This window comes from Flavobacterium sp. RHBU_3 (genome assembly GCF_046613565.1).
GTDB lineage: Bacteria > Bacteroidota > Bacteroidia > Flavobacteriales > Flavobacteriaceae > Flavobacterium.
The window spans coordinates 200,939-214,337 of the sequence record NZ_JBKJHC010000007.1 but is presented as its reverse complement, the minus strand read 5'-3'; the positions used below and the strand labels follow the sequence as shown (position 1 = coordinate 214,337).

The window sequence follows — 13,399 nt, the reverse complement described above, 5'->3', positions numbered from 1 at the left end:
AAGTAGGAAATTTTCATTATTATTTCAAAGCAAATGAAATACCTTCTTCAAGGCTTATTTTTAGCTCATCGCTTTCGCTTACCCATATATACGGATAGCGACCCGCATACGAGTTACTTATATCTATAATACCGTTGTAATAATTGGGAAGCTCCTTGCCGGAAGGATCGAGGAATAAAACCTTAGAGATGTTACCTGAAGAATCTTCTTCATAGCCAATGGCAAGCAACCAATGCGCAAGATTTTTACCCGTTACCCCAAACAGTACCGGCTTATTTTCAGATAGTTCCACTTGTAAAAACTTTATAAGATTTTTACCCCGCGCATCTGATACCGTAGTATTTAATGTACTTGTAAAACTACCTTGCAGTAGCTCTTCGAGTTGATACAAATGAGTGCCTCCCTGAAACAAATTATCGTGCTCCTGCATTTTCTTCAGCATTTTACCAAAACGTGTACTCCGCTTAATCCACCAAAGGTTAGTGGCTTCGTTATAGCTGATAACGTTTAAAATAAGTAGCGCCATAAAGAGGCAGTATGGACCACAGGCACCGTCTACCGAACCTTGTTTCAGGAAAACCTTTTCATGATTATTTAAACTTCCGGCAACAAGGGTGCCGTTTACTATATTAAGCTGAGGAATGATTTTTATGGTATTCATAGGTGGTTAGTTTTTTAAACAATCAATGCCTGCACAATATAGGATGTCCGTACTCTAACCGCCAAAGCATTTCGAGATCGGCGGCGTATTTTGTATAAAAGCCTTCTTCGCGTAGCTCTTTAATAATTTCATGGTTTTCGGGAGCATCAAAATCAAAGAAGCTTACGGCCCAATCTTCCGGTTTAAATCCACGATTCATTAAATTTAAAGAACCTGTTCTTACATTTTTTGCATTGAGTTCCTGAAGTATTCTGCCACGTAAGCCGTAACCGCTTGTTCGGATTTTATAGCCCCCAATGCCATTATAAACAATACGGAAATCATCTTTCCTGATATTACAAATAAAAGATAAATCCTTGCGGGCTTCAATTAGTTTGCGGATAGGAACCTCACCCTTATGCCCATCAGTATCAAGGCAATTACCCAGCTCAGAAAAATCCAGCTTAGTCCATAACCAATAGAGTCCCCTGCTTTTTACAGGTAGCAATTTAGTACCCCGTTCCCGAAATTCCGGCAATGGGTAAAACGACTGCTGTTGTTTTACTTCTATTTTTTGTAATATCTCTTTAAAGTTCATACTCCGCCACCAGTTCTCCTTTAAATGCTTTTTGCAGCAGGCTGTTAAATAGCTCCTCACTTTTTTGCAATGTCTGCTGTGCCAGCTCTTTTTGTTGTTCTATAAGCTGTACACGCTCTGCAAATTGGTTTTGAAGTGTGACTGGTGGTTGAAGAATCAAGATATCCTGAAGTTCTTGCGCATTTATATTAGCCATTCCAACAATATTTTTGCACATATTGGATAGAGTTAATTTAGCCCATTTTGAATTTAGGTGCGCCCAAAGGAAATATGGATTTGCTAATACTTGATTTACTCGTACTCTAATTAAATACCCAGCAATGATATAAGTGTCGTCGTTAGTAATAATACCTGTTTTACCAACTAACTCTTTACTATTTGTTCTATTAAATAATACATCTCCCTTTTTTACGGAATATTTTACAAAGTCTTTCTCAGAAACATTAATCGATTTAACATCAGAAAAATCCATATAGCCACTATAAGTAATATTGTTCATCCTTAAATAAGGCCATTTTCCAGATCCATCTGATTTTGCACTTGTCCCGTATTTAACTTCCTCACAGAGATTTCTCACGGTAGTTTTAGGAAATCCCTTCTCATTCCTTACCGGATCCCCAAACATATCTAAAAACAGACTCTGCGTAAGGGCATCATACTTTTCTATAAGCTGTTTGTTGTACTGGCGCAGTTCATCAGCTTTATCTAATACGGCTGCTATTTTTTGCTGGGTAGCGAGGTCTGGTAGGGGAATTTCAAAGCTAAGAATATCATCTAATTTTATATAATTGGTTGCTGACCCCACCTGTTTTCTACTGATCTGCCTTATCCAATACTTTTTTAAATAATAAAATAAATATTTTACATCAGCTTTAATTTCATGTAGGATATAAGTCCTTTGATAAGCCTCCAATTTCCCTTTGTGATATAAGACCTCACCAACATTCGCACCATTCCCAGGCAAGATAATAACCTCATCGTCAAAAGAAAAAGTGTTGGAGCGAAGCGGCTCAATAGCACAAGTGAAAAAATGATAGGTACCCTTATCTACAGCATGATTAGCGTCATGCTTACCCGTTTTTACGTTTAAAATGTCTTTTAATTTAACACTCTCCATTAGCCAAGCATCTTTTCAAGTTCTTCAATAGCTTGTTGCCTTTTCAGGTCAAGGACTTTAATATCGGCAATAAGGGTTTCGGGCTTTTCATACGCCACTTCTTCATATACTGTTTCTTTATAGCGGTTTATGCTCAGGTCGTAGCCGTTTGCTACTATATCGGCTTTTGGTACTATAAAGCTCTGCGTGGTGCGGTCAGCAAATTTCTCTTTTTCGCCTTTGCCCAGGTAGTGCCATTGCATTAATATATCAGCAATATCGCTCTTGCCTTTTACTTCGTCTACAATATTTTCGGGTTCGGTAAAGCTTTGCTCCAGCGCGTCTTCGGTTATCAGCAGGTTGCGCTTGTCGTCCAGGCTGTAGCCGTCGGCTTTCATATCGTAAAACCAAACATCATCGGTACCGCCGCTGTTGGTTTTAGTAAACAGCAATATGGCAGTACTTACCCCGGCATAGGGCTTAAACACCCCGCTGGGCATAGATATAACGCCTTGTAGCCTTTGGTTTTCTACCAGTTCTTTACGTATGCTTTTGTGTGCACCGCTGCTACCAAAAAGTACGCCATCGGGCACTATAACCGCTGCGCGCCCGCCCAGTTTCAGCATGCGTAGTATCAGCGCCAGGAACAGTAGTTCGGTTTTTTTGGTTTGGGTTACTTTAAGCAGGCTGCTTTCTACCTCGTCATAATCAAGAGCGCCTTTAAATGGCGGGTTGGCCAGTATAAGCGAGTATTTGCTACTAATATCGTTACTCTCGGCAAGCGCGCTTTTACCTATAAGGTTAGGATGCTCCATACCGTGCAGTTGCAGGTTCATGGCGCTGATGCGCATCATAGAGGGGTCTATCTCAATACCATTAAACATTTCTTTATTAAAATGTTCGCGGAACTCCGACTCGTTAAACCAGTCAGGATGCACCTCATGTATGTACTGCCCGGCACTTACCAGGAACCCTGCCGTACCGCAGGATGGGTCGCAAATGGTATCTTCTTTTTGTGGCTCCATAAGTTCTACCATCATCCTGATGATATGGCGGGGTGTACGGAACTGCCCGTTTGTACCGGCTTCGGCTATTTTGCTGAGCATATACTCGTAAAGGTCGCCTTTGGTGTCGCGTTTTTCAAGCGGTAGTTTGTCTATTTGCTGCACCACACGATCCAGGAGTTTTGCAGTAGGTATCATAAAGGTAGCGCCCTTCATGTATTCTGAAAATACTCCACCGGTAGCCCCCAAGCCTTTCATAAAATCGAATACCGTGACATCGCCCAGCTCGCGTTGCGGACGTGTAAATAAATCGAACATTACCTCAGGGTCTTTGTCTTTAAAGCTGCTCCAACGCAGTGGTTTCTGCTCAGGAGTATATACAGGTTTGCGGCTGGAACCGCCCAGCATATTTATTTCCTTCTCGAGAAGGATTTGCCTGTCGTCGAGCTGTTTTAAAAATATGAGGTAGGTAAATTGCTCTATTACAGTCAGCGGGTTAGATATGCCTCCTGTCCAGAAGTCATTCCATATTTTGTCTATCTGTGATTTTAATTCTCCGGTTATCATGGGTATTGTGGTATTTGCTGTTACCTTTTTTAGGTGTGGCAAGCTACTATTTTTTTGTGGAAATTTAAGTGGGAAATGCTGGCGATTTGATGTGTAATAGCTGAATATTTACAGATAATCTGAGAAATTTCAAACAGCTTTTTTTAAAAAAAGCCAACGTAGGCAATGATTTCTATTTTTTTACGGGACGATAAACAAAAATTCCCTCTGGTTAAAGAGGGAATTTTAAACCAACCAACCAATGATTTAAGATTAAATCATTATGGTGTAAATGTAAAAATATTCTTCTACAGCGAAGTGTTTTTTCTTATTTATTTAAAAGCTTCTCCAAGTAAGCTACTTTATCTTTTTCAGCCTGTAATAACCTTTCATACAGTTTTTCTTTTTCCTCGAAAAGCTCTACAACTTTATCAAGTGGATTAAATGTAAGATAATTACAAGAATTTAGTATGTGACCTTTGTTATCGTAGTAGGTATTAAAATAATTAATCACAGCTTCCTCAGAAAAATTTTTGATTGCTTCCACAGTCACGCCAAGCGCTTTCGCGACTTCGGCCAATTTTTCATCTTCAACTACTTCACTGTTTTCCAAAATAGATATAGCCTGCTGGTTCGTCCCCATTGCCTGGGCAAGTGCCTCCTGTTTCATATTACGCAGTTCGCGGATACGGCTGATTTTACGTCCTATATGGTTTGGTTTTGTCGTGTTCATAGTCAAAGGTATAAAATTGAAAATAAAGTACCGCCCTGTAAAATACATTGAAAACCATGTACCATACATACGAAATTGATTTGGTACAGTATAAGCAATGATTTACTTGCTGTGTATAAGCAAAAATAAGCTTTTTCACTGATGTTTCACAGTAAAATTATGTTTTATGGACTATCAAATAAGGATACCGGATCGTATTCCAATGCGGGAGCAGTTGGAAGAGGTGCTATACGGTCTGCTCACATTTATTGATGCAGGTAGTATATATGTGAGTTATAAAACCGGACAGTCTGCAATAGTAACAACCATACTAAAAAAGGACTGCAAGCAGCACGGTATGATGTTGGAACGGTTTTCTGAGAAGCTGGCAAGGGACAATCCCAATACGGTATTCAGGTTTTTAGATGAAAAGATTGCCCGACTAGGGTTTAAAAAAGGAAGCTCTTTCCTTTTAATGCACTGCTCGTTGTCTGAATTGGTTTACTATGAACACAAAAGTAAAGTGTTTCTTCCTCAATATTTTGATATTAAAAGGCTACTAACAAAATCAAATAAGCGATCTATTGATGAACTGGATACTGCGACAAGGCAGTTTGAAGTTTACAAAGCGCATATCGCAAATAACGATACTGAGAATGCTACGGTGTCACTTTATAGTGCCATTTATAGTGTCTACACATGCTTTGCTGCTTTCCTTACGGGCTACCTTGAAGAGTATTATGAATATCCGGAGTTTGATTATGTGTATGACATAACCAATCGTTATGCACCTGAACTAAAGGATATACTGGATGTTCAAACCAAGGATGGAGAAAAAATATTGATTCCACTTCAAGCAGCCTACAATAGTTCTATTAAAAAGCACGCTATTGAGCCTGTCGAAAAATCAGTTCTTGAACAAGCCGCAGCAAAGTACCAACATCTGTACGCAGAACTGGAAAACTATTATTACAGATATTTCGCTGGCACGAAGACAAAATTTATGGAACTCAATCAGCCTCTACATGGCGGTGCATCGATATTGAAAGAAAAGCTGTCCACAAATTATTTTGTAGACCATACGCTTGCTGAGATTTCAGAAACCATCAGAGGTTTTGTAAAAGTCCGGGCTATTTACTGCTTTGGATATTCAGTTATCAGTTCCCATAAAAAGCGAAAAGCATTCAGTAAGGATGTGCCTGGTTACCATTTTTACCTCCTAGTTTTAAATAGTGAGCACCGGCAAAATATTGTTCCGGAATTACAAGCCTTGATTAAAAAGAAATTCGCCGGAAAATATACCGTGACTATATTGCAACACAGGGCGCAATACCTGCGTAAGCAGGCCGTAAACCAAAAGCATTTTATCAATTCAGTGATACGAAACGGACTAGAAGCGTACAACAATCCCGACCATCCATTCTACGAAATACCTGTGGCAGCTGACAGAGATTTTGCCTTTAGTAAAAACTATTGGGATAACCGTATGCGTTTGGCTGAGGGATTTCTTGCACTGGTTCACACGGAACAGCCGGTTATTGTTAATGTGCTAATTCAACAGGCCGTGCAGCAGATGGCTGTGGGATTAATTGACCTTTTTATCAGCTATCACCCAAATATATATTCCACCAACTACCTTTTGAGATTATTGGATTGCATACCGGAGCTACCAAAACTATTCACCGATTCAGAAGATGATTATAGGCTTCAGCAGCTGTTATCCGCCAACATTGATATGCTTAAACATAAAAATATAGGACAGGAAACTATTGAGGACAGCAGCAAACTGTTTAAAAAAGCAAAGGATTTTTACGACAAGATACTAGTGATAGGTAGCAAAGAATTGGAAAGGTTAGAACAAACAGAACAGGGAAATAATGTCGATACTAAAAATTATACTAATGACTAAACTGAAAAAGATGGCTAAAATAAAAACACTCGATGAGTTTAAAGAATATGCCCAAAGGCATCTACAATCGCTAACACCCTGTGAAAAATCTGAAGGGTGGTATACCGTGGAGATTAGGGTTATGTCATACTTTGATGCAATCTGTATCGCAAGAAATCTTATAAAAGCCTGCCTAGTCGTAATTGATCCTGACGCTGCTGAGGTTTCCAACGCTGTCCCTAACAACAGGATTAATCCGTGCGACCTGCTGGAGCTGGCACTTCAAATTATGCCATTTTCTGAATTTGAAATGCTTGATGAAATCCATAAAATGGTCAGTTCAAAAAATGAAGAATAAAACCAAACTACAACCAAAAATCGACTTCGGAGATTTTTTAGCCCCCTGCGCAAGGGCAAGTTGTTTTAAGCTGCTGAAGGATTTCAAGCAGCTTAGAACACAACTTGCTACCATCACGCGATGGTAATTTTTATAAACTGGTTATTAACTGAAAAGGGCATCAAGCCCTTTTTCTTTTGCCCAGAACAAATCATTTTTTCTCAAGGAAAAGTCGAGTAATAAAATTCAATAAACTACTCAATTTTAGCCGTTGATGGCAGCCCGTAGGCTGCCCACCCGAAAATTCAGTATGTCATCTACTTGGTTTATCTGGCCGATATAAAGCAGGTAAATTTACAGGTTATACAACTAACCATTTGGCTTGTAGGTAGGTAATAAAAGTATAAGGTTTTAAAAGTATAAAAGCGGTAAAGGGGGTATATTACTTTCTTCCATTTTTACCAAAAAGATTTTTTGTAAAGAATATGTTTTACAAGTAAAATGTAAAACTGTGTGATAATAAGGTAAAACATGAATATATCCTACCAAGAACCAATATTGGTCGGCAGCCCTGATGGCTGCCCGCCCGAAAAAATTCCCTGCAAAGCAACCTTTTCTAATCTGTGGCAGCTTGCAGGGAATAAAAAAGTAGCGGTTAACTGTTAATTAAATTGCAGGGCAGCTGCTCCGCTTTTCGCAAAATCCCCGCACAGGTCAAAGGCTTTTTGCCCCCGTGCCTGTGCTGTACCTCCCAAACAGATACTTTTGAGTTTATCCTCATCCGTTTTAAAGCTGCGTACATTTTGGTAGTAGCCCGTAATACAATTATAAGCGCCGAACAAAGTTCCCTTTGTGGTTTCGGTTTGTTGGGTATCGTCTGCCATAGCGTACTCGAATGCCGCATCACAGGCATTTTTATACATCGTTGAAAGTTCCTCGGTAGCCCCTTTCTTTAAAAGGTTATAGGTTTCTTTGTTGGGACAAAGTGCCAACTGTATCAACTGTTTTACCTGTTTATCTTCAATGCGCACGTTAGCCCACTCGTTAAAGATGCCCTCTAACTGTAGGGATAGGTTATCAGCAACACCCATAACTTTGTGTGCCTGTTCCAAACGTTCTTTTGCGCCTGCGGTGTGGCGAATGCGTACTACATTGGTAGCTGTTTTCATTGCTGCATTTAATGTATTCGAACAAACAACCCTTACAGGTGTAAACGCTGCGGTAATGCTCCCGCTGCCATCGTGGGAGGTGGTCAGGAAAATATACTTTTCGGTTACATCCTCCCCGTTGCCCACACGGATATAGCCGGGTAGCTTTGCCGTAATAAAGATGCGTTCCCCATTGCCGAGTGCGCCTGCGGTCTCGTACAGTATGCCCTCGCCACCGCCTACAATGGCATCAAAAAAGGCAAACGCATCGGCATTTTGAACGATTTGATAGTCTTTGCCCACCACACCAAAAACGGCTTTGGTATCGGTGCGCATGGTGGCGTACTGGTCAGGTACTGGGTAACTGTCGAATTCGCCTGCACTCCTTGCAAAAATCGGGGCTTTGGCTACTTCATAGTCTAAGCCTGCAAAGGCTATGGCTTCGCGGCTTGTAGGGTAGCCTTCTACAATCTGCCCAAGCCCGTGCCAAGCGGGTTGCTTTACGCTCATAAAGGCGTGCTGCCCAGTCTCTGTGTTGAAATTTAAATTATGTGCCATAATTTTTGAGTTTAATAATGATACAATTGTTTTGTATCTCCTTCCAATCCTCAAATGTGGCAGTCCTGCTGCGCTTGCGCTCCGCATAACTTTTTCCCAAAAAGAAAACCGAAAAAAGAAAGCAATAACAAGGTGCAGGCAATGCGGAAAAAGCAAAAGGAAACGGAATAAGTCCCGAGGGGTGGGTTTGTGAGTGAGCGAGCAAAGCCATTATGCCGTAGTCTTTTGTCTTTTTTTGGATTGACAGCAATACCTTCGCTTGCTTTTATCGGTTTACTTGGGAAAAGTTTCTTTTCTAAACCTATAAATGCCAACCAACGCCATAAATCGCCGGAAGCGATTTACTGATTACATCAGTAGTTATCTTTATTTAAATACAGGAAGAAAAATAATAAAGGAATAACAGGTGGATGATAACAGTACACATAAAAAGCATAAAGGCGGCAGGCATCCCAAAGATGACCGTGCTACGTTTCGTTATTCCATTAGCCTGACGGCTGTGGAAAATGCTAAATTCCTGACCTTGTTCGAGCAATCAGGTATGAATGTCATGGCACATTTTATTACTGCTTGCATCTTCCAAAAAACCATCACTACGGTTAGAATTGACAAGGCCGCAATAGACTACCATGTGAAGCTAACAGGACTGTTCGCACAGTTCAGGGCTATTGGTGTCAACTATAACCAAGTTGTAAAAATGCTCTACAATAATTTTACCGAGAAAAAAGCCGCAGCGGCGTTATACAAACTGGAAAAACAAACCATTGAACTTGCTATGTTAGGTCAAAAGATTATTGAGCTTACTACTGAATTTGAGGCGAACCATCTGAATAAATAAGCTATGGTAGCGAAGATTGGCAGGGGCAAAAGCTTGTTTGGTGCCTTATCATACAATATGGATAAAGTAAAGCACAATACTGCAACAGTACTGGCAGGCCAGAAAATCATTGAATCCCCGGACGGTACGTTTAACACTGCTCAAATCTCAAATTCCTTCCAGGCATATCTCGCAGCCAATCGAAAAACAGAAAAGCCGGTGGTGCATATTTCACTTAATCCTGATCCTGATGACAGGATAAGCAACAACGACTATAAAGTGGTTGCCAAAGACTATATGGAAAAAATGGGTTATGGCAAACAGCCGTTCATAATATTTAAACACAACGATATTGAGCGCAGTCACATCCATATTGTAACGGTATGTGTGGACGAAGAAGGAAGGAAAATCTCTGATGCCTTTGAAAAGCGAAAATCTATGGCGGCCTGCAGGGAACTGGAACAGAAATACAACCTCAAAAGTGCAGTTAAAAAAAAGCAAAGCCTAACTGAACCTATTTTTAAACCGGTAAATTATAAAGCAGGCGATGTCAAAAGCCAGATGGCAGCCGTCATCCGTTACCTGCCCAGATACTACCAATATACCACGCTTGGCACGTATAACGCGCTGCTATCATTGTTCAACATTACTGCTGAAGAAGTCAAAGGCCAGTATAATGGAAAACCGCGACAGGGGCTGGTCTATTTTGCACTGAATGAAAAAGGTGAAAAAGTAAGCAATCCATTCAAAGCTCCGCTGTTCGGAAAAGGTGCAGGTTATAGCGAATTGCAATCCCACTTTGCAAAATCTAAAATGCATCTGCAAAACAGCCCAAGCAGGTCAGCACTCAAAGTTACCATTGAAAAGGCAATATTGGCAACCAAAAATGAAGATGAGTTTAAAGCACGTTTGAAAGAAGCAGGTATCAATACGGTTGTCCGTCGTACAGTCGATAACCGAATATATGGTATCACATTCATTGACCATCAATCCCGTTCGGCGTGGAACGGTTCGCAGCTTGCTAAAAACCTCAGTGCGGCTGTCTTTAATGAATGGTGGAACAATGGCAACAAACCAGAAATCCATTTGCAAAATCAGAGCGATGTAAAATCAACAAACAATAGTCTCATGACTGGACTTAACAGATCAGCTGAAAATGAAAAAATAAATTCAAATCTGTCCGATGCCGCCAATGCTCTCTCAGATATTTTTGGTGGTCTATTGCCGCAAACGCAGCGCGAAGATTATGAAGAAGAAGCATTTGCAAGGCAAATGAAAAAGAAATCAAAAGGATTAAGGAGATAGCTGAACTATCTCACGAAACAACCTGCTGTTTTACAGCGGAGCGACACAGGAGCATAGCTGTAAATTGGCAATACCGGGCTAAAAAACTAAAAGGCTTTCCCGACGAAGGAAGGGAGTGCCTTTTGGTTTAGTATCTCCAAATAAAAGGAATTAATGACGTTACGGTGTTCACAGAAAGTTAAACATACTTGACATTGACTCTTGTTAAAAATCATTTAATATCATAGACTTAACTAGTTGTAGTTTATTAAAAACCAAAGCACCATCCACTACTTTTACTACCTCCTACAATCCCAATTTACCATTATTTTTATCAATTTAAGTCCCAAAATACATTCTTTTTAGGGTTGTGTAACAAATGATACTGACCGGCTTTCCTGTGGATATTTATTTTGCGGTTCAAAAAATAAAGTATGAGCTGGATTTATCAATCGTGGCCCTGGTATGTATCCGGGCCGCTTATTGCAGCTACAATGGCTGCATTACTGTTTGCCGGAAAAAATTTCGGCATGTCGTCTAACTTACGCACTGTATGTGCTGCACTGGGAGCAGGAAAAAGTTGCGATTTCTTTAGTTTTAACTGGCGTGACCAACGATGGAATCTTTTTGTTATTGTAGGTGCAATTATAGGAGGCTTTATAGCCATGCAACTACTTTCAAACAACCCTGTTCCCAAAATTAACTCTGATGTCGTAACAGAATTACAACAGAAAGGTTTTGAGAGTGCCGGTACAACCTATCTCCCTACCGAATTGTTTTCAAAGGAAGCCCTTTCATCTTTTAAAACAATAGCCATACTGCTTATAGGAGGCTTTTTAGTAGGTTTTGGGGCAAGGTATGCCGGCGGATGCACTTCAGGACACGCCATATCAGGACTAAGCAATTTGCAATTGCCATCGCTTATTGCCGTAACCGGATTTTTTATTGGTGGGCTGATAATGATTTATTTAATTTTTCCAATGTTGTTTTAAGTAATGAAACTACTGGCTTTTGTACTAATTTCTTTTGTAACACTACAGGCCCAGGAAAGCCTGCCACACTACTTTGAGGAAGGTAAAATACAAGGGCACATTCGTAATTACTTTATGACAACCAACAATCACGGCTTAAGCAACCACTACGCTAATGCTACCGGAGGATTAATAGGGTATACTACTAAAGAATATAAAGGTTTTGAACTGGGAGTCTCAGGGGTACTTACCTTTAAAACCTTTGGAGACAACATGAACACCGTAGATACAGTTACCGGAAAATCATCTAAATGGGAAAGAGAACTTTTTGACTTAAATGACTTGGGTAATTACTATAACCTGTATCGTTTAGAATCTTTGTACCTTAAATACCGTTACAAGCATAGCTATATAAGTGTGGGCAGGCTTCCTCTGGAATTTCACCCTCTTATTAATAAAAGCGACGGACGCATGGTAGACTTTGCATTTCAGGGAATAAACTGTTTTATAACAATCGACTCCACCCTAAAGGTAAACACGGTGTTACTTAACAGAGTATCTCCACGAGCCATGCCGAAATGGTATTCTCCTAACGAGGTAATAGGACTCTTAAACAATGGTTATCTTCCTGATGGAACAAAGGCTGATTATTCAGAACTTACTAAAGCTAATATTGTAGCCTACGCAGGTGTAGAAAAAACTGCTGGCAAGCTGAAACTGAACTTTTGGGACACCCACATCGACAAGTTATTGAACACATTATGGGCAGAAGCGCTGTACAATAGTGACTTACTTTCGGCAGGTCTTCAATATTCTTATCAGATACCTTACGCCTATCAAAAAAATGTGCCTTATGCTAACCGCTATATACAACCGGGTGAAAACGGACAGATAGCAAGTACTATGATTAAATATAAAACTACACGCTTTGAGGCAGTAGTAGCTTTTACAAAGGCTTTTAATACGGGGCGTTATCTTTTCCCCAGAGAGCTAGGCCGCGATCAGTTTTATACCTCTTTGCCCCGCAGTCGTATAGAAGGTTTAGGCAATTCTAACATTGTAAAACTGGGACTGCAGTATACTTTTCCGATACAACAACTTACCACCGGTATAGATGCAACTGCCGTAAACGGGCCCGGTGTCCTGAATTACAGCCTTAACAAATATGGCCTTGACGATTATTACCAGATTAATAGCAAAATACATTACAGTTTCAAAGGTTTTTTTAAGGGACTAGATGTTACATTACTGTATATATGGAAACAAAATAAAAACCTGCATACCCCGGCTGATGTAATTAATATTAGCGACTACAGCCAAGTAAATTTAATAAGCAATTTTAATTTTTAAACTAAAATGAAAAACATACTCTTTTTACTAATAGGAACTTTCTTCGGCATCGTAATGTTTAAGTCGGAGGCCGCATCGTGGTTCCGCATTTACGAAATGTTTCAGTTTAAGTCGTTTCACATGTATGGCATAATAGGTTCAGCATTACTCACGGGTATAGTTATAGTTCAGATTATAAAACGAAGGGAACTAAAACATATAGAGGGCAACACTATAAAATTTACCCCTAAAGAAAAAAGCTTTTCCCGCTATATGTTTGGTGGAATTATTTTTGGGCTCGGCTGGGCGCTTGCAGGTGCTTGCCCGGGGCCTATGTTTACCCTTTTAGGGGCAGGCTTTTTCCCTATTGGCATAGTAATAACAGGAGCTGTTGCCGGTACCTGGGTATATGGGCTGATAAAAAACAAGCTGCCTCATTAATTTGTACTTTTATACCAACGTTTAAAATCA

The 13,399-nt window shown here is 40.1% G+C and carries 13 protein-coding genes; 7 read left to right on the top strand and 6 right to left on the bottom strand.

Features of this window, described 5'->3' with window-relative positions:
- Nucleotides 1-19 precede the first annotated feature (19 nt).
- The 5 genes from ACLI1A_RS11970 to ACLI1A_RS11950 form a co-directional block, all read right to left on the bottom strand.
- Nucleotides 20-661 carry a hypothetical protein gene (locus tag ACLI1A_RS11970; protein ID WP_411408892.1) on the bottom strand — a complete coding sequence of 214 codons (642 nt, stop codon included), beginning with the start codon at nucleotides 659-661 and terminating at the stop codon, nucleotides 20-22.
- Between the two features lie 22 nt (nucleotides 662-683).
- Nucleotides 684-1,238, bottom strand: a complete 555-nt coding sequence (locus tag ACLI1A_RS11965; RefSeq protein WP_411408890.1) for a hypothetical protein — start codon at nucleotides 1,236-1,238, stop codon at nucleotides 684-686.
- On the bottom strand, nucleotides 1,228-2,355 hold the full coding sequence (locus ACLI1A_RS11960; RefSeq protein WP_411408888.1) for a restriction endonuclease subunit S: 1,128 nt from the start codon (nucleotides 2,353-2,355) through the stop codon (nucleotides 1,228-1,230). Before ACLI1A_RS11960 ends, ACLI1A_RS11965 begins: the two co-directional genes overlap by 11 nt.
- Complete coding sequence (locus ACLI1A_RS11955; protein WP_411408912.1) at nucleotides 2,355-3,905, bottom strand: N-6 DNA methylase; 1,551 nt, start codon at nucleotides 3,903-3,905, stop codon at nucleotides 2,355-2,357. The genes ACLI1A_RS11960 and ACLI1A_RS11955 overlap by 1 nt, the downstream gene beginning before the upstream one ends.
- 307 nt (nucleotides 3,906-4,212) lie before the next feature.
- Nucleotides 4,213-4,617 (bottom strand): helix-turn-helix transcriptional regulator, encoded by a 405-nt coding sequence (locus tag ACLI1A_RS11950; RefSeq protein WP_322626057.1) that lies wholly within the window; start codon nucleotides 4,615-4,617, stop codon nucleotides 4,213-4,215.
- A 166-nt stretch (nucleotides 4,618-4,783) separates the two neighbouring features.
- Here ACLI1A_RS11950 and ACLI1A_RS11945 point away from each other — a divergent pair, with 166 nt between their 5' ends.
- A complete protein-coding gene (locus ACLI1A_RS11945) occupies nucleotides 4,784-6,505 on the top strand; it encodes a hypothetical protein (protein ID WP_411408886.1) in 1,722 nt (573 codons plus the stop codon).
- Nucleotides 6,498-6,842 carry a hypothetical protein gene (locus ACLI1A_RS11940; protein ID WP_411408885.1) on the top strand — a complete coding sequence of 115 codons (345 nt, stop codon included), beginning with the start codon at nucleotides 6,498-6,500 and terminating at the stop codon, nucleotides 6,840-6,842. The genes ACLI1A_RS11945 and ACLI1A_RS11940 overlap by 8 nt, the downstream gene beginning before the upstream one ends.
- 641 nt (nucleotides 6,843-7,483) lie before the next feature.
- Here the strand turns inward: ACLI1A_RS11940 and ACLI1A_RS11935 are convergent.
- A complete protein-coding gene (locus tag ACLI1A_RS11935; protein WP_411408884.1) occupies nucleotides 7,484-8,527 on the bottom strand; it encodes a DUF932 domain-containing protein in 1,044 nt (347 codons plus the stop codon).
- A gap of 406 nt (nucleotides 8,528-8,933) precedes the next feature.
- Here ACLI1A_RS11935 and mobA point away from each other — a divergent pair, with 406 nt between their 5' ends.
- From mobA to ACLI1A_RS11910, 5 genes are all read left to right on the top strand, one after another.
- On the top strand, nucleotides 8,934-9,365 hold the full coding sequence (gene mobA / locus ACLI1A_RS11930) for a conjugal transfer protein MobA (protein ID WP_411408883.1): 432 nt from the start codon (nucleotides 8,934-8,936) through the stop codon (nucleotides 9,363-9,365).
- A 3-nt stretch (nucleotides 9,366-9,368) separates the two neighbouring features.
- Nucleotides 9,369-10,649, top strand: a complete 1,281-nt coding sequence (mobB, locus tag ACLI1A_RS11925) for a conjugal transfer protein MobB (RefSeq protein WP_411408882.1) — start codon at nucleotides 9,369-9,371, stop codon at nucleotides 10,647-10,649.
- 413 nt (nucleotides 10,650-11,062) lie between these two features.
- A complete protein-coding gene (locus tag ACLI1A_RS11920) occupies nucleotides 11,063-11,620 on the top strand; it encodes a YeeE/YedE family protein (protein WP_411408881.1) in 558 nt (185 codons plus the stop codon).
- 3 nt (nucleotides 11,621-11,623) lie between these two features.
- Complete coding sequence (locus ACLI1A_RS11915; RefSeq protein ID WP_411408880.1) at nucleotides 11,624-12,949, top strand: hypothetical protein; 1,326 nt, start codon at nucleotides 11,624-11,626, stop codon at nucleotides 12,947-12,949.
- A 6-nt stretch (nucleotides 12,950-12,955) separates the two neighbouring features.
- Complete coding sequence (locus ACLI1A_RS11910; protein ID WP_322626066.1) at nucleotides 12,956-13,369, top strand: DUF6691 family protein; 414 nt, start codon at nucleotides 12,956-12,958, stop codon at nucleotides 13,367-13,369.
- The last annotated feature ends 30 nt before the right edge of the window (nucleotides 13,370-13,399 follow it).